We start from the raw sequence: 24,697 nt of genomic DNA, 5'->3' as shown, positions 1-24,697 counted from the left end.
TGACCCACGAACCCCGGCTCGCGCCGGGTTTTTTTCGTGCTTGCCTGGGGTGTAACGCGCTTCGCTGATTGCACCCTACAGTCCAGATAATCGTGTTTGTCGTCTACGGCCGCCATTGCCAGTTGATCCCGCGTTGCTCGACCTCCTGCCGTATCGCGGCCATCGCCTGATCGGCGATGGCCGGATCGCCCTCGACCCCCAGTTCAAGGTGCCGTCGCTGCCCGTCCTCAGAGATCGACGGCAGGCTGAAGAGCCGTAGCGCCGGAAACTCGGTGATGACGCGCTCCATCAAATCGAGCAAAGCGCTTTCGTAGGCGTTTGCTCCGGTGAGCAGAAATGCTCTTTCAACCGTCGGGTGATGGTTGAAAAGATGCGCGTAGAAGGTATCGAGGGCCCATTCGGCCATCGGATGTGCCATCTGCGGAAAACCCGGCAGGAAGTGGTGATCGCGCACCCGAAACCCCGGAATGCGGTTGAACGGGTTGGGGATGATGTCGACGCCGCGCGGGAAGGTGCCAAGCAGCAGTCGAACGTCGGTGGTCTCGGCGCCGAAGCGGGCACGGATTTCGCGCGCGGCATCCGGATGCAGGACCAGGTCCACGCCCAGGGCTTCCGCTACCGCCTGCCGGGTGTGGTCGTCGGGTGTGTTGCCGATACCGCCGAAGCTGAATACCACATCGCCGGCGGCCAGGCTGCGCCGCACGGTCGCCGCGATACGCGAGCGTTCGTCACCGAGATATTCGGCCCACGACAGGCGCAGGCCGCGGACGGCCAGTAGCTCGGTAATCCTGGCAAAGTGGCGGTCGATGCGTTTTCCCGACAGGATCTCGTCACCGAGGATGATGGCCCCGAAATTCATGGTATTTCCTTTTCTTTGGATGGCTGAGCGAACACGGTCACCACCGCCCCCTTCCGTGAGCGACGCAGCGCTTCGAGGCAGTAGTGCGTATAGGCCAGCGCAGCCAGCGTCGGCGTCAGCAGGCCAACGACCGGGATGTGGGTCAGCAGCGCCAGGATCACGCCAAGGAGCAGCAGCGGGAATCCATGGCCGTGGCGCAGGCGCTGCCATTCGTCGTCGGTCGCGTGCAGGGTCAGCGCATCGTAGGCAAAGGTGCGGCGCGTCAGCCACGCCATCCACAGGATCGGCAGCAGCAGGGCCAGCCCGGGGATCAGCCACAAGGGCAGCGTCAGCAGCCAGCCGACGATGAATAGCAGCACCGCCGAAACGCTGTTCCACACCGCCCCCGTCAGGCTGTCCGTGCCCAGACGCGCCAGTTCCGGATAGTCGGCGACGGCCACCTGTTCGAGCAACAGCGGCATGACAAAAATGGCGGCCAGCAACATCGCGGTGACGTAGGCCACGGAGAGAACGATCAGCCAGCCACCGAGCACTGCCACCAACTTGGCCAGCCAGATCGCTCCCCAGCCAGCCAGCCAGGTCAGCGGTGGCTGCTCGAACAGGCTGGCGATCAGGTGTTCGAGGAAGAAGAGCGCCAGCCCGACCCAGATCAGCAGCGCCACCGCCGCCGGAGCGAACAAGAGCAGCCAGACCCGCCCACGTCCGAGCGTCTTCACGCTGCGCAGCAGCGCCAGCATCACCTCATTCATCGTTCGCTCCTGCGGCGGTCATCGAATGCGCACCGAATAATCGTCGAAACAAGGGTTCACAAGCTTTCCCACATCTTCTGCAGCCGCTTGCTTGATACCGGCACCGGAGTGCGCAGTTCCTGTGCGAACAACTGCACACGCAGTTCCTCGAGCAACCAGCGGAACTGCTCGATCTGCGGTTCGCCGACGCCCTGCCTGGCGCGCAGACTTGCCCGACGCGCATAGAGGGTCCACAGCGGCGCATACTCGGCCAGCAAGCGCGCATCGCGGGCGGCGCCCAGGCTGCCGGCGGCCTTCAACTTGTCGAGACGCAGGGTAATCGCCTGCAAGTAGCGCGGATAGTGCTGCAGGCGCTCGAAGGGCGTATCGACGACGAAGCGCTTGCCAATGAGGCGCGCGAGCTGCGCTTCGACATCCTGCACGGTGTCGCGATAGACCTTGAACGCGGGCAGTTTCTTCTGCAGTGCCTGCCAGTCGCCGAGGATCTGCCCGACCAGGCGGCAGATTTCCTGCGCCAGCAGATTGAGCCTCGGCTTGGCCTCCAGGCAGCGCGTCCTGAAAGCCGCCTCATCTCTTGGCCACGGTTCGCCCAGGCAGGCGCGCGCGAAAGCCAGATCGAGCAACTGCCGGCGCAGCTCGTCGAGCGTCCCTAGCGCCATGAACTGCATCGCCATCTGGGAGAGTCCGGGCAGGTTCTTCTCGAAATACTTTACCTGCTCGCGGAACTGCAACCTGAACAGCCGCAGCAGGCCGGCTGCATGCGCCTGCCGTGCCTCCTCGGGCGAATCGAAGACGCACAGCGAGACGCTGTCGCCGTCGTCGGTGAGGCCGGCGTAGCCGAGGATCCGCTGCCCGCCGCGGCCCTGGACTTCCAGCAGCTCGGGCAGTTCGCCAAAAGCCCAGTCGGTCATCCGCGAATACCCGTCGGGAGTTTCGTGCAGCTCGGTGAACTCCTGCTTCGCCTCGCGCCCCCACTCGGCGCGCAGTTCGCTTAGATTGCGGCTCATCGCGAGCTGGCGCCCATTCTCGTCGAGCAAGCGGAAACTGAACGACAGGTGCGCCGGCAAGGCATCGGCGCGAAAGGCGTCGGGAGTGATCTCCCAACCACGCGCGTTGAGCCCGCGCGACTGCAGGATGAAGCTCACCAGCGCGGTCACCAGCGGCTTGTCGGCAGGCGCCACCTGGGTCACGAACTCGGCGGCGAAGGCCGGCACCGGTACCAGCTTCGCGCGAATTTTCTGCGGCAAGGTCTTGACGAGCTGTTGGACCTTTTCCTTGAGCAGCCCCGGCACCAGCCACTCGCAGCGCGCCGCCGGCAGTTGGTTGAGTTGTGCCAGCGGAACGGTCAGCGTCACGCCATCGCGCGCACTGCCCGGTTCGAAGTGATACGCCAGCTCGAAGTCGACGCCGCCGAGGCGCAGTTGATGCGGAAAAGCCTCACTGGTCACTCCGGCGGCCTCGTGCCGCATGAGGTCTTCGCGCTGCAAGTAGAGTAGTTGCGGCTGCTCACGTTCGGCCTCGCGCCGCCACTTGTCGAAAGCGGCGGCGCTAAAGATCCCCTCGGGGACGATCTGGTCGTAGAAAGCGAAGATCAGCTCGTCGTCGACCAGAACGTCGGGGCGGCGCGATTTGTGTTCGAGTGTCTCGATATCGAGCATCAACTGCTGGTTGTGGGTGAAGAAACCCCAGCGACGCGCGAACTCCTCGTTGACCTCGCCCTCGACGAGAGCCTGCCGGATGAAGATCTCGCGTGCGACAGACGGATTCAGCGGCCCGAAGTTAACCCGCCGACGCGCTTCGACGACGATGCCGTACAGCGTGATGCGCTCGAAAGCGATCGCCTGCATCGCCTTCTGCTCCCAGTGGGGGTCAAACCAGCTCCGCTTGAGGAGATGCGCGCCGACCTGTTCGAGCCATTCGGGTTCGACGCGCGCTACGCAGCGCGCGAACAGCCGAGTCGTTTCGCTTAATTCTGCCGCGACGATCCACTTGCCGGCCTTCTTCTGCAGCGCCGACCCCGGATGAATCAGGAACTTGATTCCGTGCGCGCCGAGGTAGTGCCCCGAATCCTCCGACTTGCAGCCGATGTTGCCGAGCAGACCGGCGAGCAGAGCGCGATGAATCGAGTCGTAGGCCGCCGGCAACTGGTTGTCTCGCCACTGCTGCTCGGCCGCCAGCGCGTGCAACTGGCTGTGAATGTCGCGCCATTCGCGCATGCGTAGCGCGGACACGAAGTTTTCGTGGCAGGCCTCGACCAGCTTGCGCTGCGACTTGCGCTGTTCGAGCTCGGCTGCATACCAGTCCCAGAGCCTGAGCCAGGAAAGAAACTCCGACTTCTCGTCGGCAAACTTGCGGTGCGCGGCGTCGGCCGTCCCCTGCCGCTCCTGCGGACGCTCACGCGGATCCTGCACCGACAGCGCGGCGGCGATCACCAGCACCTCGCGCAGGCAGCCTTCGTCGCGCGCGGCGACGATCATTCGTGCCAGCCGCGGGTCGAGCGGCATTTTCGCCAGCTCGTGGCCGACCGGGGTCAGCGAGTTTTCGGCGGTCACCGCGCCGAGTTCGATCAGCAACTGGTAGCCGTTGCTGATCGCCTTGCGCGGCGGCGCTTCAAGGAAGGGGAAATCCTCGATGTCGCCGAGGCGCAGCGCTTTCATGCGCAGGATCACGCCGGCCAGCGACGAGCGCAGGATCTCCGGATCGGCATACGCCGGCCGCAGCGCGAAGTCCTGCTCGTCGTAAAGGCGGATGCAGACGCCCGCCGCGACGCGGCCACAACGACCGGAACGCTGGTTGGCCGAAGCCTGAGCGATCCTTTCGATCTGTAACTGCTCGACCTTGTTGCGATACGAATAGCGCTTGACGCGCGCCAGACCCGAATCGACGACGTAGCGGATTCCCGGCACGGTCAGAGAGGTCTCGGCGACGTTGGTCGCCAGAACGATCCGGCGGCCGACGTGGGGCTTGAAGATCCGGCCCTGCTCCTCGGCCGACAGACGGGCAAAGAGCGGCAGGATCTCGGTGTGTGGTGGGTGGTGCTTGCGCAGCGCCTCGGCCGCCTCGCGGATCTCGCGCTCGCCGGGCAGGAAGACCAGCACGTCACCGGGTCCGACGCGATGCAACTCGTCGCAGGCGTCGGCGATCGCATCGTACAGGTCACGTTCATCGTCGCCGGTAGCATTGCCGGCGGCGTCAGTCTCTGCGGTGTGTAGCGGGCGATAGCGCAGCTCAACCGGATACAACCGGCCCGAGACCTCGATCACCGGCGCGGCGTCGAAGTGCTTCGAAAAACGGTCGGCGTCGATCGTCGCCGAGGTGATGATCAGCTTCAGATCGCGCCGCCTCGGCAATAACTGCTTGAGGTAGCCGAGCAGGAAGTCGATGTTCAGGCTGCGCTCGTGCGCCTCGTCGATGATCAGCGTGTCGTACTGCTCCAGCCACGAGTCGCCCTGCGTCTCGGCGAGCAGGATGCCGTCGGTCATCAGTTTGACGAAGGCATCGGGTGACATGCGATCGCTGAAGCGAATCTTGTAGCCGACGAGGAGCCCCAACTCGCTGTGCAGTTCCTGAGCGATGCGTGTCGCCGTCGCCCGCGCGGCGATGCGCCGCGGCTGTGTGTGCCCGATCAGTCCGGTCGTTCCGCGGCCGATATCGAGACAGATTTTCGGAATCTGCGTCGTCTTGCCCGAGCCCGTCTCACCACAGACGATCACCACCTGGTGCTTCGCGATCAGCGTTGCGATCTCGTCGCGCCGCGCGTTGACCGGCAGGTCGTCGGCGAACTCGGGGCTAGGCAGGCGCGCTCGCCGCGCCGCCACGGCAGCGAGCGACTTGTCGAATAGTCTGTCGCGCTCGGCCTGCAGCGCATCGCGCTTGGCGCCAAAGAGGTGCCGGAGGTCGCGCGCCATCGACCGCAGACGGCGCTGATCAACAGCCAGGCAGTCGGCAAGAGGGTTGGCGGGCGGAGGCGGTGTGCGGGTGGCCAGAGGTGTGGTCTTTGCGATCATCGGTTTGGGAAAACGGGCCACTGGGGCCACCCTGGCAGGGCGACGACCCTCCGCCACGCCTGGCACATGGCCACCTGAGCGTCTCGCCTGGTAGCTCCGTGGGCGGGGTCAGGCCGCAGGGCGTACCCAACATCCGGCACCAGAAGCGTCGGGTTACGCTGCGCCAACCCGACCGACGGAGCTATGGGACTGGCCACGCATGCCAGTGAGAGTGCCATCCTCGCATTGTACACCAGTGCGTCGAGCGGACTCCGAACTCCGAACTCCGAACCTGGGCTCCATGCCCACCGCGCTTGAGCACGTGGGTGTAGGTCAACCATCGTGCTTGGGTCGGCATGTGTTGCTGGCCTACAGTGGCCACCAGGGAGACAACGGTCCCCACCAAACGTCGTGCTGGAAGCGCCAGGCTCAGCTTCCCATGCCGGGAACGCTGCCGGCGCCTTTCTTGCGCACGGCGTGGACCCTGGCCAGACCGCCGCGCGCCGTTTCCCGATAACTGGCCTTCATGTCGCGACCCGTCTCCCACATGGTGCGCACCACTTCGTCGAAGGAGACGATATGCTGGCCATCAGAGAGCAGGGCGTAGGCGGCGCAGTCGACGGCGCGTACCGCGGCGACGGCGTTACGTTCGATGCAGGGGATCTGCACATAGCCGCCGATGGGGTCACAAGTGAGGCCGAGATGATGTTCCAGCCCCATCTCTGAAGCATATTCTATCTGGCGCACCGAGCCTCCCAACAGTTGTGCGGCGGCAGCGGCCGCCATCGCGCAGGCCGTTCCCACTTCGCCTTGGCAGCCGACTTCGGCGCCCGAAATCGAGGCGTTGCGCTTGACGATGTTGCCGATCAGCCCGGCCGTCGCCAGCGCGCGGTGGATCTTTTCGTCGGACAGTTTCGCCTGCTGTTGCAGGAAGAAGAGCACGGCGGGTAGCACACCCGAGGCGCCGCAGGTCGGCGCGGTCACCACCTCGCCGCCGGCGGCATTCTCCTCGGACACGGCCAGCGCGTAGGCGAACTGCAGCGCGGTCTGTCCGAAGTAGCCGGCAAGGTTTTGCGCGCGAGCATGATAAGCCGAGGCCTTGCGCGGCACATTCAGCGTACCCGGCAAGCGGCCTTCGGCGTTCAGGCCGGCGGCGATGGTTTTCTGCATGCTGATCCAGATGGCCCGCAGATACGGCCGGATGGCTGGTCCTTCGTGGTGGTCGACCAGTTCCCAGATCATCAGGCGCTCACGTTCAGTTTCTTCCAGGATCGCCTGCATGCCGGCATAGGGATAGATATCGTCGCCACCGTCGGGCCGGCCGTCTTCGTCGAGCAGGGCACCGCCGCCCACAGAGTACACCACGCGTCTGGCAAGGACGCTGTCGTCGGTGTCGAGCGCCTCGAACTGAATGCCGTTGGGGTGACGCGGCAGCGAGTGATCGGGCAGCCAGACGATGTCTACCGGTGTCGGCGAAAACGGCGCGCTGACGGCCAGATCGGTGAGATGGCCGCGACCGGTGGCCGCCAGGGTGCCATAGAGCGTGACCCGCAGGCGTGCCGCCGTGGGGTATGCGGCTTTGAAGTCTTCGGCGGCAAAGCGCGGCCCCATCGTATGACTACTGGAAGGGCCAAGGCCGATGCGGTAGAGTTCTCGCAGGGATTTCATGTCCTCAGCATCCCGCTTGGGGGGGGCACGAACGGCTTTTTGCGTCGTCGAAGACGCCGCCCTGCGCCACTGCTTGGTCATCCCAGTTGATGCCGAACAAGGCCTTGACCTGCACGTCCCACAGGCCGATGTTCGCCAGCTCGCTCTTCACCGACGCCGGAATCAGGCCGGGGTCTTGCAGGTGCGCGCAGGTGGGCAGGATGATGTCCTTCTCGTGGCAGTGCTGGATGTTCGTCTGCCGTTGGGCTTTCTTGTCGTGCAGCTCGATCATTGAGTGTCCTTGATATTTACGACTCCAGCCCCAAACCGCGTGTCGCCGACTGGATGTCTTTCAATTCCATATTGCCGTATCTGGATGCGCTTGGCGAGGAGTGCCTGCGCCGGCTGAAGAACTCTCTTCCTTGCAGACCCATCACGTGGGCGGGTCGAGCGGCGAACTTTCTTGCTAACGGCCTGAATTTCCCGTAAGTTGAGCGTCCACGTTGGGGGTGCCGGACTGTTGTCTGGGTGCGGCTGAGAGAGTCCCTTCGAACCTGTACGGGTCATGCCGTCGTAGGGAAGCGGAAGGCGTCTGCTTGCGCAGTGTGTTGTTCTTTGCCATCGCTCGCTAGGCCAGGCCCTTGCACGCTCGACGTGTCAGCAGCGGCTTTTGCCATACCCCTTTGCAAGGAAACATCATGAACGCTAACGAACGATTCATCGCTAATGACGCCCACGTCGATGAGGCGGCCATCAAGCCGCTCCCGAACTCTCGCAAGGTCTACATCGCAGGTAGCCGACCAGACATTCGTGTACCGATGCGTGAAATTTCTCAGTCGGACACCGACACCGCTTTCGGTGGCGAGAAAAACCCGCCGATCTATGTCTACGATTGTTCCGGTCCCTATTCCGATACGCAGGCGAAGATCGACATTCGTCAGGGCTTGCCGGCGCTACGCGCGCAGTGGATTGCCGAGCGCGGCGACACCGACACTTTGTCGGGTATGAGTTCCGATTTCGGGCGTACTCGTGCGGCCGACCTGGCCTTGAATGAAATGCGCTTCCCCGGCCTGCAACGCAAGCCTTTGCGCGCCAGAGCAGGTGCCAACGTCAGCCAGATGCACTATGCACGGCGCGGCATCATCACGCCGGAAATGGAGTATGTTGCCATCCGCGAGAACAACAACCGACGCGCCTACGTCGACCAGTTGCGGGCTTCCGGTCCACAGGGAGATCGCTTTGCGCAGATCCTGTGCCGCCAGCACCGGGGCGAAAGTTTCGGGGCCACTATTCCCGACGAGATCAGCCCGGAATTCGTTCGCTCGGAGGTGGCACGCGGCCGGGCGATCATCCCTTGTAATATCAATCACCCGGAAAGCGAGCCGATGATTATCGGCCGCAACTTCCTGACCAAGATCAACGCCAACATCGGCAATTCAGCGCTCGGCTCGAGCATCCAGGAGGAAGTCGAGAAGATGACCTGGGCGATTCGCTGGGGCGGCGATACGGTGATGGACCTGTCGACGGGCAAGAACATCCACGAGACGCGCGAGTGGATCATTCGCAACAGCCCGGTGCCGATCGGGACAGTGCCGATCTACCAGGCGCTCGAGAAGGTCAATGGCAAGGCCGAAGACCTGACCTGGGAAATTTTCCGTGATACCTTGATCGAACAAGCCGAGCAGGGGGTCGACTACTTCACGATTCATGCTGGGGTGCTCTTGCGCTATGTGCCGCTGACCGCGACACGCCTGACCGGCATCGTCTCGCGCGGCGGTTCCATCATGGCCAAGTGGTGCCTGGCACATCACAAGGAGAGTTTCCTGTACACGCACTTCGAAGAGATTTGCGCCATCATGAAGGCCTATGACGTCGCTTTCAGCCTTGGCGACGGCCTGCGCCCCGGTTCGATCTACGACGCGAACGACGAAGCTCAACTCGGTGAGTTGAAGACCCTCGGGGAACTAACCGAAATTGCCTGGCGGCACGACGTGCAGGTCATGATCGAGGGTCCGGGCCATGTTCCGATGCACATGATCAAGGAAAACATGGACCTGCAGCTCGATCAGTGCAAGGAAGCGCCGTTCTACACCCTTGGCCCGCTGACTACCGACATCGCTCCCGGTTACGATCACATCACCAGCGGTATCGGTGCCGCGATGATTGGCTGGTTCGGTACCGCCATGTTGTGCTACGTGACACCCAAGGAACACCTTGGCCTGCCGGACAAGGACGATGTCAAGGAAGGGATCATTACCTACAAGCTTGCCGCCCATGTTTCGGATCTGGCCAAGGGTCACCCCGGTGCCCAGATTCGCGACAACGCCCTGTCGAAAGCACGTTTCGAATTCCGCTGGGACGACCAGTTCAACCTGGGCCTAGACCCGGACAAGGCGCGCGAGTTCCACGACGAAACCCTGCCCAAGGAATCGGCGAAGGTAGCGCACTTCTGCTCCATGTGCGGTCCGCATTTCTGCTCGATGAAGATCACCCAGGAGGTGAGGGAGTTTGCCCTTGCGCAGGGTGTCAGCGAAAGCGAGGCGCTGACCAAGGGCTTGGAGGTGAAGGCAGTTGAATTCGTCAAGGCTGGAGCCGAAGTCTATCGCAAGCTCTGAAGGGCCCGCCGAGCGCGGCGGATGCGCTGACCAGGCGACCCAGATCCCGACTGGTCAGCGCGGGGTCGGGCCGTCGATCGACTGACGGATCGACCACTCAAAAGTCAAAAGTCGCTTGCTGCTTCCCAGAGCACGAAGCCATCTTCCGTGCGCGTCCACTCGAGAATTTCGATCAGCGGGTAGGCGCGCTGACCCAGGCCGACTCGCGCAGACTCGGCCTCGCTGGCGCTGTCTTCGCTGGCCGTGGCGTCCTCGGTCGCTGGCGAGGGCGTGCTGCTCGCGGCGGCAGCCGCCAGGCGCAGGCGCTCGATCGCCTCGGGTAACTGTTCGGTGGTAATGACTCCGCGCGCCGTGCATTCCTTGCCAACGATGTCGAGCAGTTGGCGCGCCACGGGGGCGAACATCATGATCTGCCCTGAGGTGCTTGAAGTAAATTTGACCAGCATGGGTGAGTCTCCTTGAAATTGATGATCATGCGGTCTATTGTCGCCGCTCGTACAAGGAAGAACAAGAGCGGGTTGAGGTTAAGGCGGATGACATGTTCGACGCAGCGCGGGCCGTGACGTGCATCCCGGAGGGAGAATCGCGTTCTGAAGGGAGGCTGCGGTGCAAGGCGGAACAATGATGGAGCTGGAACGTTTGCTCAGGTCGCAAGGTTTTGGCAGCCGGGCCGAGTGTCGTGCTCTGGTCTGCGCACAGCGAGTCCGCGTCAGAGGGCAACTCTGTGACGAGCCGCTGGCGCAGTTTGAGCCGGATGGGCTGACTTTTGCGGTCGATGGCGAAAGCTGGACCTACCGGAAATTTGTCTATGTGGCGCTGAACAAGCCCGCTGGCTACGAGTGCTCGCATCGGCCGCAGCACCACCCGAGTGTGTACTCACTCCTGCCGCAGGCCCTGCTCAGGCGGGGTGTTCAGGCCGTTGGGCGGCTGGATGCGGATACGACAGGCTTGCTGCTGATGACCGACGACGGCCAGTTTGTGCACGCCTGCACTTCGCCGCGAAAGTTGGTCGCGAAGGTCTATGAAGTCGGTACGCGCCATCCGGTGGACGACGCCCAGGTCGCTGTCCTGTTGAACGGTGTGTGCTTGCACGACGAGCCGACGGCGGTCGCCGCGGCAGCGTGTGAGCGACTGGACGACCGGCGCTTGCTGCTCACCGTGACGCTGGGAAAGTACCATCTCGTCAAGCGCATGCTTGCTGCCGCAGGCAATCGTGTCGAGTCTCTGCATCGGCTGGCGATTGGTGGCCTGGCGCTGCCGCCGGGACTGTCTCCAGGTCACTGGATGTGGCTGGAAGCCGACCAGCTTGGCCTCCGCCAGGATTTTCGGCGATGACTCTGACTGAACTGCGTTATATCGTGGCCCTGGCTCGGGAGCGGCACTTCGGTCGTGCGGCGGAGAAATGCCACGTCAGCCAGCCAACGCTCTCGGTTGCCCTGAAGAAGGTCGAGCAGAGGTACGGCGTGATGGTCTTTGAACGCTCTTCGACCGATGTTCGGCTGACGATGATCGGTGAGCAGATTGCGGCGCAAGCCGAGAGGGTGCTCGATGAAGCCGACAGACTCAGGGAGATCGTTGAGCAGGGCAAGGATCCGCTGCAGGGCCCTCTGCGTCTGGGGGTGATCTATACCATCGCGCCCTACCTGCTGCCACGGCTGATCCCTGCCTTGCACGCTCGCGCCCCGCGGATGCCACTCTATCTGTACGAGGATTTCACCGTCAATCTGGCGGCGCAACTTCGTCGCGGTGATGTTGACGTGATTGTCGTCGCGCTGCCTTTTCTTGAGCCCGGCATTGTCTCGTGTGTGGTGTATGAGGAGCCGTTCTGTCTGGTCATGCCCAGCGGGCACCCATTGGCACAGCAAACGCTGATCGACGCCGATCAGGTGGCGGCCGAGAATCTGCTGTTGCTGGGCAACGGGAACTGTTTTCGTGATCAGGTGGTACAGGCCTGCCCGCAGCTCGCTGTACCTGGTGGTACCGACGGCGCGCTGGAGGGCAGTTCGCTGGAAACGGTGCGTTACATGGTGGCGAGTGGTGCTGGCATCTCGATTGTGCCCGCGTCGGCTGCGGCGACGTGGCCGCAGGATGATTTGCTGCTGCAGTCACGCCAGTTCAGTGCGCCGGCACCAGTGCGCAGGGTGGTGGTCGCCTGGCGGGCGACGTTCCCGCGACCACAAGCAATCGATCTCCTGCGCGCAGCGATTCTTGACGCGCCACCACCTGGCGTCGTCGTTGTATGAGCAAGTCCGGCGCCGTGTGCGCTGCGCATGGCATTGAGTAAGGGGCGAGGGACATCCCGATTTCGCGCTTGGCGCGCGTACTCCCGGCGGAATTGTTCCACGTGAAACAGCCACCCGCTGGCCGCTACTGCAAGCGCGCCGCTAGCTCGTCGCCTTCTTGCTACGACCCTTTGTCGTCGCAGCGCCCGGCGGCACGCTGCTGTCCTTGACTGCGATATCGCCGGTGGTCGCGGCCCGTGTTTTCTTTGCCGGCGCCTTGGGCTCACGTTTCTCGAACTCGAAGCCCACTTTCCCATCCGCACCGCGAACCAGGAAGGCCGAAAACTTCCGCCGTGTGCGAGCGGAGACGAAGTTTCTCAGCAGATCGGTGCGCCCGCTACTGAGCAGTTTTTGCATCTGGTCGGCTTCGACGGGTTGCTGAAGAATCACCTTGCCAGACCGGAAGTCACAACTCTTGGCTGCTCCCTGAGACTTCTCGCAGACGTAGGACATGCCATGCTCAAAGATGCGCGCCCCGCATTTCGGGCAGGCACCCAGCGCTTCACTCGCCGAGAAGTCCACCTCGTCACCCGAACCATCGGCGCCTTGTCCGAAATCGAACTCGGGGGCATTCTCGGCGTTGAGCTGGATGATGGCGTTGAACGGACGCCCCATCTTGTTGCGGAAACCACTTAAGGGGCCGACTCTCCGCCGAGTCAGCAGATCTTCGATCTCGGCAGCCTCGAACTGACGCCCGGCGACAATTTTCCATAAGCCGAACTCGCACGCCTGGCACTGGAACTTCTTGTAAGTTTCCTTGATCAAGCCCCCGCACTTGGGGCAAGGTGTCGACAACTCGCCGAAGTCGCCAGGGATTGTGTCGCTGTCATAGCTCTTGGCGCGATCGACGATGCGTTGCGTCATCGCCGCAATTTCCTGCATGAATTCGCTCCGTGACAACTCACCTCTTTCCATCCGGGCGAGCTTCCATTCCCACTCGCCGGTCAGTTCGGGTGCCGTCAGCTCGGCGATCCCGAGTCCGTTCAGGAGGGTCATCAAAGAGAAAGCCTTGGCCGTCGGCAAGAGCTCGCGGCCCTCGCGGTGAAGATACTGTTCGGCGAGCAGATTCTCGATGATCTGCGCGCGCGTCGCCGGGGTTCCCAAGCCCCGGCCCGCCATCGCGGCCCGCAAGTCCTCGTCATCCATCGCCTTGCCGGCGCCCTCCATTGCCGACAGGAGGGTGGCTTCGGAGTAGCGCGCGGGTGGCCTGGTGTGGTGCGCGCTAAGGACCATCTCCTGGGAATTGACGCTTTCCTCTGCTTGCACGGCGACCAGATTACCCTCGTCGCCGTCCTGCCCCTCGCGGCCGTAGACGGCGAGCCAGCCTGGATTGACCAGCACCTTGCCCTCCGTCTTGAAGGGCTCGCCGTCGACACGCGTGATACGCGTCGTTATCAGGTATTCTGCGGCTGGATAGAAGACGGCAAGGAAGCGCTTGACGACCATGTCGTAAAGCTTCATTTCAGGTTCGGAAAGGTGCTTCGGTGCCTGCAGCGTCGGAATGATCGCAAAGTGATCGGATATTTTTGCGTTATTGAAAATGCGCTTGTTCGGTACGACCCATTGGCGAGCCAGGATCTGCTCGGCAAAGGGGGCATAACGCGCCAGAGCGGCTTCGTCGTGACCCTTGCCGACACCTTCGCCGGTAAGCATGGAGAGCGTGCTGACAACCGTCTGCCGATAGTCCTCGGGCAGCGCGCGGGAGTCGGTACGCGGATAGGTCAGGATCTTGTGCTTCTCGTAGAGTGCCTGCGCGAGGCCCAGGGTGGCCTTGGCGGAAAAACCGAAACGGCCATTGGCTTCTCGCTGCAGGCTGGTGAGGTCAAAGAGCAGCGGCGACAGTTGTGTCGAGGCCTTGGACTCCTCGCTGACCGTCCCGTCCTGGCCGGCGCACTTTTGCTGCAGCAGGGTCGCCCGTGTCTCATCCCATAGACGATCAGCACGGGCATGCTCGTCGTCATCCTTGCCCTTGAACTTTTCGTCGAACCACTTGCCACGGTAGCAGCCCTCGACACAGGCGAAAACCCCTTCGAGTTCCCAGTAGGCGCGAGGGATGAACTTCCGTATCCGGTCTTCCCGTTCAACCATCAATGCCAGCGTCGGCGTCTGAACGCGGCCTACCGTGGTGAGATGAAAACCGCCGGTCTTCGAGTTGAAGGCAGTCATCGCACGGGTGCCATTGATGCCCACCAGCCAGTCTGACTCCGAACGACACACCGCCGCGTCGCCCAGACCGTGCATCTCGGCGCCGGTGCGCAGGCGGAAGAAGCCATCCCGGATCGCCTGTGGGGTCATCGACTGAAGCCATAGGCGCTCAACCGGCTTGCCATTGGTGGCGTGCTGGTTGATGTAGTTGAAGATCAACTCCCCTTCGCGGCCGGCGTCACAGGCGTTCACCAGGCTGACGACGTCCTTGCGCTTGATCAGTCGGACGAGCAGTTTGAGGCGCGGCTCGGTTTTCGCAATCGGCTGCAGGGCAAAGTGTGGAGGGATCACCGGCAGGTGCGCAAAGGACCACTTGCCGCGCTTGACCTCATATTCCTCCGGGCAGGCGAGTTCGAGGAGGTGCCCGATTGCCGACGAGAGGACGTAGTCGTCACTCTCGAAATAGTCGTCGTGCCGGACGAAGCCACCGAGCGCACGCGCGATATCTGCAGCGACGGAGGGTTTCTCGGCGATGATCAGTTTCTTGCTCATGGGCGTCTTCATCAGTCCGGGAAGGTGGCGAAAGTTCAGGCTTTGATAATCCGTTGATAGCGGCCGCCGGGCAAACTGGCGACCTGACCGTCAAGTTCCAAGTGCAGCAGCATCACCGAAACGGCGTCAGCCGTCAAGTTGCTGCGCCGGGCGATGTCGTCCAGGCTGCAGGGGTCGAAACCGACGCTGGGCAGCAAGTCACCCGCCTTTGACGAACTGTCCGACGCCGCCGCGGCTTTCGGGGGAACGCTCGCCCAGCCAATTTCGTCGAGGATGTCCTGAACCGTTTCCACCAGCTTCGCGCCCTGCTTTATGAGCTTGTGGCAGCCGCGCGACTGCGGCGAATGAATCGACCCTGGAACGGCAAATACTTCGCGCCCCTGCTCGGCTGCGAGTCGTGCGGTAATCAGCGAGCCGCTGTCAACTGTCGCTTCGACGACCAGTGCGCCACGTGAAAAGCCCGAGAGCAGGCGGTTGCGGCGTGGGAAGTTGGCGGCCGCGGGCGGCGTGCCCAGAGAAAACTCCGACACCATGGCGCCGCGGGCGGCAATGTCCAAAGCGAGTTGCCGATTGGCGGCCGGGTAGATGCGGTCGATACCGGTACCGATGAAAGCCACAGTATTGCCGGCTACACTCAGCGCACCGCGATGGGCCGCTGCATCGATGCCCAGCGCCAGCCCGCTGACGACGCTCAGGCCGGCTTCGGCAAGCGCCGTTGCGAAGCGCTCAGCGTTCTGGACTCCTTGCGGCGTGGGGTTGCGGCTACCGACGATGGCCAGAGCAGGTTCGTTGAGCAGTTCGAGGCGGCCGCGAACGTAGAGCAGCGTCGGTGGATCCGGTATCTGCAACAGCGCCTGCGGATAGCTAGGGTCGGCCAGGCACAGCAGGTGTTGATCGGCGCCCTGTGACCAGACCACGGCTCGCTCGATGGCCGCACGGTTATCGGTGTCGAGCAACAGTTTGGTCGCCTTGTCGCCGACGACGTCAGCGAGTGCACTGCGCCCCGTCCGAAAGACTTCTTCGGGATGCCCGAAGATGTGCAGCAGTTTGCGCTGCGTCTCTCCACCGATGCCCGGGATCAGCGTCAGGCGCAGCCACTCGGCCGGCGAGTCGGCCGCATCCATGGCTACGGAGTGCTGACGAAGTCGTTGACGTCTACGGTCCCTTCCGATTGCACCACCAAAGCATACGAAATTCGCTCAAAGGCCCGGAAAACGAACAGCAGACCGATACGTTGCTCAGGGATTTTTACCGTCGTGGCCCTGAACTCTTCATCGGGATGCTCAACGATGACGCGATTACGTGCCAGTGCCAGGACGTGGCCGATCTCGATGCCGTCTGTCGCACCACGATTGATCGCCACAATCGAGCCACGCCCGGCCGCATCGACGCCGCCGTAAACGGAAATCACTCGCCCACGGACGGGAAAGTCGGGTTTGTGGGGTATGTAGGCGATAAGCGGTGGCGGCAACACCGGCAGCAGGCGATCACCACGGCCGATCTCCTGCTTCATTTGAACCACCTCGAAGGTGGCCGGATTGCCCGGTTCCAGTTGTTTCGCGGTGCCCAGATAAAAGGCCTCGTAGCCGAGTATCTCGTTGCTTTCCGGGTCATGCAGGGCCTTGCCGTTGCGGTAGATCTGCCACATCTGCCTGGTCGGGTCGGCATTGACGACAAAGGCAAGATCACCATTGCCGATGTACACGCGATCCTGTTGTGTCGCAAGGATGCGCGCCGCTCCGTCAAGAGCGTGGGCTTCGACGATCAGCGGGTCGGAAAGGAATGGCCTGATGACGTTGGGAGGAATGGCCGGAATTCCGCGCTCGCTTGACTCGGCGTAAATCTGTGGTACCAGGGTGGCGCTCTGCAGACGCAGCCGAGGTATCCCCTGTTGATCCCGCTCGAGGACTATGACATCACCGGGAAAAATGCGCTGCGGGTTGGCGATCTGGTCCCGGTTCATGCGCCAGATCTCCGGCCAACGCCAGGGGTCCTTGAGGAACCGCGCCGAAATCGCCCACAGCGTGTCGCCGGGCACGACGATGTGCCGGTCTGGCGCGCCATCGGCGAGTTGAAGTTCCTGTCCGGCCGCGCAGCACAGCGCGCTGACCATGGACAGCATGAACGCGAATATAATGCGGATCATCGTGTTATCCTCGTAGGGCGGTTGCGCACACCGGATGGAACTCCCGGGCGCGGCCTTGTCCCATTTTTCCGTTAGCCGGGTCGGTTGCTGCCGTCATCAAACACGGCCGGCAAAGGGCGTCGGTATTTTCAAGACACTGCGTTAGATTCTGCACGTAGTTATTTCTTGGATCAAGCTTTTTATGTCTCTATTGCCGATACTCCGTTTTCCCGATCCACGCCTCAAGAAGGTCGCCGCGCGCGTCAATCAGGTTGACGACGGCATTCGTCGCCTGGCGCGCGACATGGCCGAGACGATGTACGAGGCGCCTGGCATCGGTCTGGCCGCGACACAGGTGGACATTCACCTGCAGCTCATCGTGATCGACGCCTCGGAAACGAGGGATCAACTACTGGCGCTGATCAATCCCGAAATCATGGAACAGAGTGGTCTGCAGGTGTGCGAGGAAGGGTGTCTTTCGGTCCCCGGCATTTACGACAAGGTCGAGCGCGCTGAACACGTCGTCGTCCGCTTCCAGGATCTCGAAGGAAAGGAGCAGACCGTCGAAGCTATCGGCTTGCTGGCGGTTTGTCTGCAGCACGAGATAGACCATCTGCAGGGGCGCGTTTTTGTCGAGCATCTTTCGCAGATGAAGCAGTTGCGCATCAGGAACAAACTCGCCAAGCAAGCCAGGATCACCGCATGAGACTGGTATTCGCCGGTACCCCGGCGTTTGCTGCGCGCGCGCTGCAGGAAATCCTGTCCGCCGGACATCAGGTGGTCCTGGTGCTGACGCAGCCCGACCGCCCCGCCGGCCGAGGGATGGTGGTGCGCTCGTCGCCGGTCAAGCAACTGGCACAGGCGGCGGGCATCCCGTTTTTTCAGCCGTCGACGCTGAGAGATGCCTTCGCGCAAGAACGGATCCATTCCGCTGCCGCCGACGCAATGATCGTTGCCGCCTATGGCCTGATTCTGCCGCAGGCGGTACTCGACATGCCGCGCTGGGGCTGCATCAACATCCATGCGTCTCTGCTGCCCCGTTGGCGTGGTGCGGCACCAATCCAGCGTGCGATCCTGGCCGGCGACCCGGAGACGGGAGTGTGCATCATGCAGATGGAAGCCGGGCTCGATAGCGGTCCAGTATTGCAGTCGGCGAGCCTGCCGATTGGCGACGACGAGACGGCGGCGTCGCTGCACGACAAACTGGCGGAAACGGGTGCCCGGCTGATCGTTGACGTGCTGGCGCGCCTGCCACTGGTGGCGTGTCCGCAGGCGGAAACGGGGGTCACCTATGCGGCCAAGATCGACAAGGCCGAGGCGATCATCGACTGGCGTCTGCCGGCGATGGAGCTGGCGCGGCAGGTCTGCGCCTTGAACCCGTTCCCTGGCGCCTCCTGTTGCGTAGACGGCAAGGTGCTGAAGATCTGGCGGGCGCAGACCGAGACTTCTGGCGGTGAGCCGGGTGTGATTCTGGCGGCTGACCGGGCCGGCATCGTGGTGGCTTGTGGTGAAGGGGCTTTGCGCATTACGGAGTTGCAGAAAGCCGGCGGGAAGACGCTCTCCGCAGCGCAGTTTCTCGCTGGGAATCGTCTCGTCGTGGGTTCTCGCTGTTCCTTGTCGCAGCCTTGAAATCTTGCCTGCCGACAAATGTTCCACGTGGAACATTCCGCTCAGTTAAGGTCGTTTGCGCTGTGGCTCAGCCGCGCGAAAAAGGTGTTGCAGGATGTCGGCGAGGCGATAGCCAGCCAGGGTGACCCTGCTGCGGGCAATCGCCAAGGCACTCTCGTGAAACCGCTCGCTGATCGTCGGCACTGCAGATCCATCCAGCGGATACGCATGTTGGCGGGCAATCCGCCAACTTTCATCGATCCACTGCTCTGGAGTGCCCGCTGACGCCGGGCGCGGGTAAAGCGACGTCAGCGTGTCAACGGCACTTTCAAGTCTGCTGCCGCGCAGCCAAGGCGGGCCCGGGAGGTCGTCCCAATAGCGGTGAAGAGTCATCGACGGGTGGGCTGCAAAGGGGTTGATGATGGTCGTCTGATTGCCTCCATTGTCGCTTTGCCCGTTCAATGCGTAGCGACTGGCGGTATGCAGCGGCTGATGCGCATCGCCGACCAGGTGAATCAGCCAAGGCAGCGCGTAAGCTCGGGCACTGATCTTCTCCTGCGGGTCGCCCACGATCCTGGCCAAGGCGGCCAGTTGCCGATCAATGATTCCGGGCGATGGCCAGACCCTGGCGCCAGGATTCAGTGGTCGGTCAAGGTAGTGCCAGTGCAGATGACGCTCCATGTCGGGAAAGCCCGGCTCGGTCGCCGTCGGTTCATCGACTCCCGCGGTGTAGAAACGCCTGTCCCGGCGGATGTCGTCGGGCCAGGTCGAGGCTTCGACGAAGGCTGTCAGATCCGGGTCGGCGCCATTTGCGTGCGCCTGCCAAGACTCGAAGTCGGGGTGCTGCCGCAGAACTTCAGCAATTGCCGCTCGCGTCTCCCCGTCCAGCGTCTGCCAGGCAACCATCGCACTGATGCGATGCCCTGCGGCATTCCAGGCGGCCGCTGGCAAACTGACCACAAGGAGCAGCAGCAGCCGAAGACACCGAAGACACGTTCGCAGGCTACTGGCTCCCGCGCAACTCCTAGCGGTCAAGGCTGATGTCTTCCTGGGATATCGGATCTTCAACCGGTTCGAGATGGGTGAACACCGACGCGTGCGGCAGCACGTCGCGGATTTCTCGCTCCAGTTCCTCGGCCAGTTGGTGGCCGCGGGCGACGGTCCAGTCTCCGGGGACGAGGACATGCAAGGAAACGAAGCTGCGTGAGCCCGATTCCCGGCTGCGCAGCGCATGGAACTCGATCCCCTGTTGCCGATAACGATCCAGGACGGCGATTACCAGCCCGTGCTCCGTCGCCGGCAAGCTGCCATCCATCAACCCTGCCGCTGAGCGCTGGAGTAGACGCCAACCGGTCCACACGATGTTGCCGGCGACCAACAAGGCCACCGTCGGGTCCAGCCAGAGCCAGCCGGTGAGGGAAACGCCGCCGAGGCCTGCGATCACGCCGGCCGATGTCCAGACGTCGGTCAGCAGATGGTGCGCGTCGGCCTCCAGGGTGATCGACCTGTGCCGCCTGCCGGCAAACAGCAAAACAAGGCCAACGACCAGGTTGATCAGCGTCGCGGCCAGCGAGACGGCCAAGCCCGGGCCGAGCTGTTCGAGCGGCGCCGGGTTGAAGAGGCGGTCGACCCCAGCGACGGCGATCGCCCCAGCGGCGCACAGGATCAGCAGTCCCTCGAAACCACTGGAGAAGTACTCGGCCTTGCCGTGGCCAAACGAATGCCCGTCGTCCGCCGGCTGTTCAGCAATGGCGAGCATGGCCAGGGCCATCACTGCGCCGGCCAGGTTGACCAGTGATTCGAGTGCATCCGAGAGCAGCCCGACCGAACCGGTCATTTTCCAGGCGATGCCCTTCAACGCGATGGTGGCGAGCGCAGCGCCGATTGAAAGCCATGCGTAAGGTTTGAGCGAAGGGGTCTGCATGGGCATATTATCGTCGCCTTGCGACGATCTCGCCACGATCAGGCATCGTGCTAAACTCGATACCCACTCGTTTGCAGCGAAACGCGACCTTGTCATCTTCAACTGTCCCCTGCTCGCCCCGCCGCGCCCTGCGCGTGCGCAAGTCTGCGCAATCCGACACACTGCCGGCGCAGCGTGCGGCGCCGCCAGCGTCCTGCCGCCTACCCTCTGATTCCCTGGCCTTCAGCCTGTTGCTGGCCGCCCAGGTGATTTCCGCCGTTCGCTCCGGGAAGAGCCTGACGCACGCACTGACCACACTGAGCAGGGAAGCCCCGGCTGCCCGCTCCGCAGCCCAGGATGTCGCCTTCGGCACCCTGCGCCGTTACGGGTGTGGCGAGTTCCTTCTTTCCCGTCTGCTGGAAAGGTCCCTGCCGCACGCGGCAACGGAGGCCCTCCTCCTGGCCGCCCTCTACCGGCTGCACACTCGTCCTGACGCAGCCCACATGGTCGTCGATCAGGCGGTTGCTGCGGCCGGCGAACTGGCTGCTGGCGCTTTCAAGGGCTTGGTCAATGGCGTGCTGCGCAACTACCTGCGCCAGCGCGAAGCGCTACATGCTGCCATGGCCGATGACGACGAGGCAGCGCAGCAACACCCGAGCTGGTGGCTGGCACGTTTGCGCCGGGCGTATCCGGATCGCTGGCCGGCGATTATCGCTGCCGGCAATGGCCAACCTCCGATGACGCTGCGCGTCAATCGCCGCCGCGGCATGCTCGATGGCTACGCCGCGCGTCTGCAGGCAGCGGGATGGCCCGCCCACCAGGTCGGACCCGATGCGCTGCTCCTGCACAAGGCCGCAGCGGTCGACGCCTTGCCGGGTTTTGCAGATGGGCTCGTTTCGATCCAGGATGCCGGCGCTCAACGTGCCGCGCAACTCCTGCTGCCGCTGGCCGGCGAACGCATCCTCGACGCCTGTGCGGCGCCGGGGGGGAAAACGGCACATCTGCTGGAAGTGGCAGATATTGAGCTGCTGGCGCTGGACATCGACGAAAGTCGAACCAGGCGCATCGTGGACAATCTGCGCCGGCTCGGTCTGGCGGCGACGGTCAAGGTCGCTGATTGCCGGGAATCCGAGCAGTGGTGGGACGGCCAGCCATTCGATGCCATTCTGGCCGATGTACCGTGTTCTGCGTCCGGCGTCGTTCGTCGCCATCCCGACATCAAGTATCTGCGCCGGGAAAGCGACATACGCCGCTTTGCCCACCTGCAGGCCGAACTTCTTGACCAACTCTGGCGCTTCCTGAAACCGGGAGGACGACTCTTGTATGCCACCTGCTCGGTGTTCCCGGAGGAAAACGGTGCGCAGATAGACGCCTTTCTCGTTCGCCAAACCGACTCCCTGCGCTTGGTCGAAGAAACACTCCTGCCGCAGGAAGAACATGATGGATTCTATTATGCCTTGTTGCGGAAAGCTCCCTAGCTGGTTCTGCCTGGCTCTGCTTCTGCTGTTCGCCTCGCTTGGCGCACAGGCTGCCGACATCAGCGCCCGCAATCCGCAGCTCTCGGTCGGCGAAGACGGCTATGTGCTGGCGGCCGACTTCAGCATCAATCTCAACGCCCGGCTCGAAGACACCGTCGCCAGGGGTGTTGCCCTCTACTTTGTGGTCGATTTTGAACTGACCAGGCCTCGCTGGTACTGGCTCGACGAGGAAGTGGTCAGCCGGAGTCAGTCATTTCAACTTTCCTACCACGCCTTGACGCGACAGTATCGATTGTCCAGCGGCGCCTTGCACCAGAGCTTTGCCACGCTCGACGAGGCCATGCGCATCCTGTCGCGTCTGCGCGACTGGCAGGTGCTCGACAAAGGTTCGCTGACCGCTACCCAAACCTACTTCGCCGCGGTGCGCATGCGCCTGGATGTGACACAAATGCCGAAGACCTTTCAGGTCAACGCGTTGGCCAATAGAGACTGGAACCTGAGCTCCGAGTGGGCGCGCTGGAATGTTACGCCCGGCGATCTCGCTCCGTCCGCGGGAATGACAAACCCGGTGCTCGCCGGCGTCAGCGAAGGTAAATGAAAAGCCTGATCGTCGCTGCCGCTTCGTTTGGCGGCATTCTCTTGTTTCTACTCGCCTCGGCAAGCGCCAATACGGCACTCTTCGCCCGCCATTACCCGTGGCTGCTGGGTTTGAATGCGATCGTCGCACTTTCGCTTCTGGCGCTGATCGCCTGGCAACTGTGGGTCTTGTGGGGAGAACACCGGGCCAAGGTCTTCGGCTCACGGCTCAAATTGCGCCTGATGCTGATGTTCGGCCTGATGGCTGTCCTTCCCGGCGTCCTCATCTACGCGGTCTCTGTACAGTTCGTTACCAAGAGCATTGAAACGTGGTTCGACGTTCGCGTCGAAAAGGCCCTTGAGGCGGGATTGAATCTGGGGCGCAGTGCGCTTGATTCGCTGCTCGAGGATCTGGCTGCCAAGGCACAGTCCATGGCACTCGAACTCGGCGAACGATCGGAAGCGCAGCGGCGCCTCGACCTCAATCGCTTACGCGAGCAAAGCGGCGTCCAATCCGCGGCCCTGTTTTCGACCGCCGGCGCCCTGCTCGCAACGGCCACTGGCGAACTGACCGCCCTGCTACCCTCGCAGCCCGCCACCGAACAATTGCGCCGGGCGCGCACCGAGCGCCGCTATGCGGTGATCGAGAGCCACGGGGAGCACGATCTGACCTTGCGCGTACTGGTTGCCGTGACGCCGCCGGGTCTCGGCGTCGAGACGCGCATCCTGCAACTCATCGAGCCGGTGCCGGGCAGCCTCGCCCAGAATGCAAACAGCGTACAGACGGTCTATGCAGACTACCAAGAACTCTCTCTTGGCCGCGAGGGACTGACCCGAATCTACGCCATGACCTTGACGCTGACCGTGCTGCTCGCTCTATTCACCGCCATTGCGCTGGCTTTCGTGCTGGCTCGCCGTCTGTCGGCACCGCTATCGATCCTCGCCGAGGGAACCCAGGCCGTGGCGGCCGGTGACTACACACCGCGGCAGGCGGTCTACAGCCGCGATGAGTTGGGCGTTCTGACCCGCTCGTTCAAACAGATGACCAGCCAGCTCGACGAAGCGCGGCGCGATAACGAACGCCATCGCGCCGAACTTGAAGCCGCGCGTGCTTACCTGGAGTCGATTTTGGCCAACCTCTCGGCTGGTGTGCTGGTCTTCGATCAGCGCTTCGTTCTGCGGACGGTCAACGAAGGTGCGCTGACCATTCTGACCGACGACTTCACTGGTCTGCTCGGCTATCCTGCCGAGGTTTGGCCACGGCAGCAAGTGCTTGGCCAGGCCATCCGCGATGCTTTTGCCGAGCACGAGCGCAGCGAATGGCAGGAACAAATGGAACTCGACCATCCGGACGGGCTGCCGCAGATTCTGCTGTTGCGCGGCACAAAGCTACCGGCGGGGTCGCACGGCGGCTATGTCGTCGTTTTCGATGACGTCACCCGACTGATCGCCGCCCAGCGCAGCGCCGCCTGGGGCGAAGTGGCGCGCCGATTGGCGCACGAGATCAAGAATCCCCTCACCCCCATTCAGCTTTCGGCCGAACGACTGCAGATGAAACTGGCCGACCGGCTGAGGGGCGCCGATGCCGACATGCTCAGTCGCTCGACACAGACGATCATCACGCAGGTTCAAGCGATGAAGCGGATGGTCAATGATTTCAGCGACTACGCACGCATGCCGGCGCCCGACCTGGGTGCGCTGGACCTCAACGCCCTGGTCTCCGAAGTGCTCGGCCTCTATGAGACCTCCCAGGCGCCGATCGAGCGGACACTTGCTCCGAACTTGCCGCCAGTCTCGGGAGATGCGACCCAGTTGCGTCAGATCATCCATAATCTGCTGCGTAACGCCGAAGACGCACAGGAGGCGGTGGACTGCCCGCGCACCGGAATCACCACCCGCCGTACCGACAGCATGGCCGAACTGGTGGTCACCGACCAGGGGCCGGGTTTTCCGCCGGAAATCATGGCCCGCGTCTTCGAACCCTATGTGACCAGCAAGGCACGTGGTACCGGCCTGGGTCTGGCGATCGTCAAGAAGATCGTCGATGAACATCATGGCCGCATCAGGATCAACAACCGCCAGCCAGTCGGTGCCGAGGTCAGCATTCTGCTACCGCTGGCGTCCTTGCCGAACCCCGGCCGTCATTTCAGCAAACCACCTTCCGAGACCTGA

19 protein-coding genes and 1 riboswitch are annotated in these 24,697 nt (G+C 63.0%); of the genes, 8 read left to right on the top strand and 11 right to left on the bottom strand.

All coding sequences use genetic code 11. The features are described 5' to 3' along the window. Window positions 1-103: 103 nt before the first annotated feature. The 5 genes from ACCAA_RS15335 to ACCAA_RS15315 form a co-directional block, all read right to left on the bottom strand. Entirely contained in the window at window positions 104-859 is a 756-nt protein-coding gene (locus ACCAA_RS15335) for a competence/damage-inducible protein A (RefSeq protein ID WP_186408121.1), read from the bottom strand. Then, complete coding sequence (locus tag ACCAA_RS15330) at window positions 856-1,608, bottom strand: EI24 domain-containing protein (RefSeq protein ID WP_186408120.1); 753 nt, start codon at window positions 1,606-1,608, stop codon at window positions 856-858. Before ACCAA_RS15330 ends, ACCAA_RS15335 begins: the two co-directional genes overlap by 4 nt. A gap of 56 nt (window positions 1,609-1,664) precedes the next feature. Beyond that, window positions 1,665-5,516: an ATP-dependent RNA helicase HrpA gene (gene hrpA / locus ACCAA_RS15325; RefSeq protein WP_186408173.1), complete on the bottom strand. Its 3,852-nt coding sequence runs from the start codon at window positions 5,514-5,516 to the stop codon at window positions 1,665-1,667. 507 nt (window positions 5,517-6,023) lie between these two features. Further along, window positions 6,024-7,262 carry an L-serine ammonia-lyase gene (locus ACCAA_RS15320; RefSeq protein WP_186408119.1) on the bottom strand — a complete coding sequence of 413 codons (1,239 nt, stop codon included), beginning with the start codon at window positions 7,260-7,262 and terminating at the stop codon, window positions 6,024-6,026. 4 nt (window positions 7,263-7,266) lie between these two features. After that, window positions 7,267-7,533, bottom strand: coding sequence for a hypothetical protein (locus tag ACCAA_RS15315; RefSeq protein ID WP_186408118.1), 267 nt, complete (start codon window positions 7,531-7,533; stop codon window positions 7,267-7,269). 203 nt (window positions 7,534-7,736) lie between these two features. Further along, window positions 7,737-7,838, top strand: a riboswitch (TPP riboswitch). A 101-nt stretch (window positions 7,839-7,939) separates the two neighbouring features. Between ACCAA_RS15315 and thiC the strand changes: the two genes are divergently transcribed. Continuing rightward, window positions 7,940-9,856 carry a phosphomethylpyrimidine synthase ThiC gene (gene thiC, locus ACCAA_RS15310; RefSeq protein ID WP_186408117.1) on the top strand — a complete coding sequence of 639 codons (1,917 nt, stop codon included), beginning with the start codon at window positions 7,940-7,942 and terminating at the stop codon, window positions 9,854-9,856. 104 nt (window positions 9,857-9,960) lie between these two features. Here the strand turns inward: thiC and ACCAA_RS15305 are convergent, their stop codons facing one another. Then, window positions 9,961-10,302, bottom strand: a complete 342-nt coding sequence (locus ACCAA_RS15305) for a DUF1840 domain-containing protein (RefSeq protein WP_186408116.1) — start codon at window positions 10,300-10,302, stop codon at window positions 9,961-9,963. Window positions 10,303-10,480: 178 nt separating this feature from the next. On the opposite strand from ACCAA_RS15305, the gene ACCAA_RS15300 reads away from it, so the two are divergent. Together ACCAA_RS15300 and ACCAA_RS15295 are read left to right on the top strand one after the other, a co-directional pair. After that, on the top strand, window positions 10,481-11,191 hold the full coding sequence (locus ACCAA_RS15300; protein ID WP_186408172.1) for a 16S rRNA pseudouridine(516) synthase: 711 nt from the start codon (window positions 10,481-10,483) through the stop codon (window positions 11,189-11,191). Further along, window positions 11,188-12,099: a hydrogen peroxide-inducible genes activator gene (locus tag ACCAA_RS15295; RefSeq protein ID WP_186408115.1), complete on the top strand. Its 912-nt coding sequence runs from the start codon at window positions 11,188-11,190 to the stop codon at window positions 12,097-12,099. Before ACCAA_RS15300 ends, ACCAA_RS15295 begins: the two co-directional genes overlap by 4 nt. 141 nt (window positions 12,100-12,240) lie before the next feature. Here ACCAA_RS15295 and ACCAA_RS15290 read toward each other — a convergent pair whose 3' ends face one another. From ACCAA_RS15290 to ACCAA_RS15280, 3 genes are read right to left on the bottom strand one after another with little or no spacing between them, the layout of a single operon-like run. Further along, complete coding sequence (locus ACCAA_RS15290; protein ID WP_186408114.1) at window positions 12,241-14,835, bottom strand: DNA topoisomerase III; 2,595 nt, start codon at window positions 14,833-14,835, stop codon at window positions 12,241-12,243. A gap of 35 nt (window positions 14,836-14,870) precedes the next feature. Continuing rightward, window positions 14,871-15,959 (bottom strand): DNA-processing protein DprA, encoded by a 1,089-nt coding sequence (dprA, locus tag ACCAA_RS15285; protein WP_186408113.1) that lies wholly within the window; start codon window positions 15,957-15,959, stop codon window positions 14,871-14,873. Window positions 15,960-15,961: 2 nt separating this feature from the next. After that, window positions 15,962-16,981, bottom strand: a complete 1,020-nt coding sequence (locus ACCAA_RS15280) for a LysM peptidoglycan-binding domain-containing protein (protein ID WP_186408112.1) — start codon at window positions 16,979-16,981, stop codon at window positions 15,962-15,964. 181 nt (window positions 16,982-17,162) lie between these two features. Between ACCAA_RS15280 and def the strand changes: the two genes are divergently transcribed. Both def and fmt read left to right on the top strand, forming a co-directional pair. Beyond that, window positions 17,163-17,666 carry a peptide deformylase gene (def, locus tag ACCAA_RS15275; protein WP_186408111.1) on the top strand — a complete coding sequence of 168 codons (504 nt, stop codon included), beginning with the start codon at window positions 17,163-17,165 and terminating at the stop codon, window positions 17,664-17,666. Next, window positions 17,663-18,589 (top strand): methionyl-tRNA formyltransferase, encoded by a 927-nt coding sequence (gene fmt / locus ACCAA_RS15270; RefSeq protein WP_186408110.1) that lies wholly within the window; start codon window positions 17,663-17,665, stop codon window positions 18,587-18,589. Before def ends, fmt begins: the two co-directional genes overlap by 4 nt. A gap of 45 nt (window positions 18,590-18,634) precedes the next feature. On the opposite strand, the gene ACCAA_RS15265 is transcribed toward fmt, so the two are convergent. Both ACCAA_RS15265 and ACCAA_RS15260 read right to left on the bottom strand, forming a co-directional pair. Then, the gene (locus ACCAA_RS15265) at window positions 18,635-19,528 is read right to left on the bottom strand and encodes a S1/P1 nuclease (RefSeq protein WP_281193203.1); all 894 of its coding nucleotides are present in this window, start codon (window positions 19,526-19,528) and stop codon (window positions 18,635-18,637) included. 64 nt (window positions 19,529-19,592) lie between these two features. Continuing rightward, window positions 19,593-20,498 (bottom strand): cation diffusion facilitator family transporter, encoded by a 906-nt coding sequence (locus tag ACCAA_RS15260; RefSeq protein WP_483771143.1) that lies wholly within the window; start codon window positions 20,496-20,498, stop codon window positions 19,593-19,595. An 83-nt stretch (window positions 20,499-20,581) separates the two neighbouring features. On the opposite strand from ACCAA_RS15260, the gene rsmB reads away from it, so the two are divergent. The 3 genes from rsmB to ACCAA_RS15245 are packed head-to-tail and all read left to right on the top strand — an operon-like array spanning window position 20,582 to window position 24,697. Continuing rightward, entirely contained in the window at window positions 20,582-21,949 is a 1,368-nt protein-coding gene (rsmB, locus tag ACCAA_RS15255) for a 16S rRNA (cytosine(967)-C(5))-methyltransferase RsmB (protein WP_425394488.1), read from the top strand. After that, window positions 21,924-22,547 carry a DUF4390 domain-containing protein gene (locus tag ACCAA_RS15250; protein ID WP_186408108.1) on the top strand — a complete coding sequence of 208 codons (624 nt, stop codon included), beginning with the start codon at window positions 21,924-21,926 and terminating at the stop codon, window positions 22,545-22,547. Before rsmB ends, ACCAA_RS15250 begins: the two co-directional genes overlap by 26 nt. Next, entirely contained in the window at window positions 22,544-24,697 is a 2,154-nt protein-coding gene (locus tag ACCAA_RS15245) for a sensor histidine kinase (RefSeq protein ID WP_186408107.1), read from the top strand. Before ACCAA_RS15250 ends, ACCAA_RS15245 begins: the two co-directional genes overlap by 4 nt.

The organism is Candidatus Accumulibacter aalborgensis, from assembly GCF_900089955.1.
Classification (GTDB): domain Bacteria; phylum Pseudomonadota; class Gammaproteobacteria; order Burkholderiales; family Rhodocyclaceae; genus Accumulibacter; species Accumulibacter aalborgensis.
Note: the sequence above shows the minus strand (reverse complement) of the source record. Positions and strands in the feature narration are given on the sequence as shown.

What these genes read in the sequence shown, in the direction of transcription:
- ACCAA_RS15305 (WP_186408116.1), bottom strand. Translation starts at nt 10,302, where the DNA reads ATGCTGGTCAAATTTACTTCAAGCACCTCAGGGCAGATCATGATGTTC.
- ACCAA_RS15315 (WP_186408118.1), bottom strand. Translation starts at nt 7,533, where the DNA reads ATGATCGAGCTGCACGACAAGAAAGCCCAACGGCAGACGAACATCCAG.
- def (WP_186408111.1), top strand. Translation starts at nt 17,163, where the DNA reads ATGTCTCTATTGCCGATACTCCGTTTTCCCGATCCACGCCTCAAGAAG.
- ACCAA_RS15330 (WP_186408120.1), bottom strand. Translation starts at nt 1,608, where the DNA reads ATGAATGAGGTGATGCTGGCGCTGCTGCGCAGCGTGAAGACGCTCGGA.
- ACCAA_RS15250 (WP_186408108.1), top strand. Translation starts at nt 21,924, where the DNA reads ATGCCTTGTTGCGGAAAGCTCCCTAGCTGGTTCTGCCTGGCTCTGCTT.
- hrpA (WP_186408173.1), bottom strand. Translation starts at nt 5,516, where the DNA reads ATGGCGCGCGACCTCCGGCACCTCTTTGGCGCCAAGCGCGATGCGCTG.
- dprA (WP_186408113.1), bottom strand. Translation starts at nt 15,959, where the DNA reads ATGGATGCGGCCGACTCGCCGGCCGAGTGGCTGCGCCTGACGCTGATC.
- ACCAA_RS15290 (WP_186408114.1), bottom strand. Translation starts at nt 14,835, where the DNA reads ATGAGCAAGAAACTGATCATCGCCGAGAAACCCTCCGTCGCTGCAGAT.
- ACCAA_RS15320 (WP_186408119.1), bottom strand. Translation starts at nt 7,262, where the DNA reads ATGAAATCCCTGCGAGAACTCTACCGCATCGGCCTTGGCCCTTCCAGT.
- ACCAA_RS15335 (WP_186408121.1), bottom strand. Translation starts at nt 859, where the DNA reads ATGAATTTCGGGGCCATCATCCTCGGTGACGAGATCCTGTCGGGAAAA.
- fmt (WP_186408110.1), top strand. Translation starts at nt 17,663, where the DNA reads ATGAGACTGGTATTCGCCGGTACCCCGGCGTTTGCTGCGCGCGCGCTG.
- thiC (WP_186408117.1), top strand. Translation starts at nt 7,940, where the DNA reads ATGAACGCTAACGAACGATTCATCGCTAATGACGCCCACGTCGATGAG.
- ACCAA_RS15300 (WP_186408172.1), top strand. Translation starts at nt 10,481, where the DNA reads ATGGAGCTGGAACGTTTGCTCAGGTCGCAAGGTTTTGGCAGCCGGGCC.
- ACCAA_RS15295 (WP_186408115.1), top strand. Translation starts at nt 11,188, where the DNA reads ATGACTCTGACTGAACTGCGTTATATCGTGGCCCTGGCTCGGGAGCGG.
- ACCAA_RS15245 (WP_186408107.1), top strand. Translation starts at nt 22,544, where the DNA reads ATGAAAAGCCTGATCGTCGCTGCCGCTTCGTTTGGCGGCATTCTCTTG.
- ACCAA_RS15280 (WP_186408112.1), bottom strand. Translation starts at nt 16,981, where the DNA reads ATGATCCGCATTATATTCGCGTTCATGCTGTCCATGGTCAGCGCGCTG.
- ACCAA_RS15260 (WP_483771143.1), bottom strand. Translation starts at nt 20,498, where the DNA reads ATGCCCATGCAGACCCCTTCGCTCAAACCTTACGCATGGCTTTCAATC.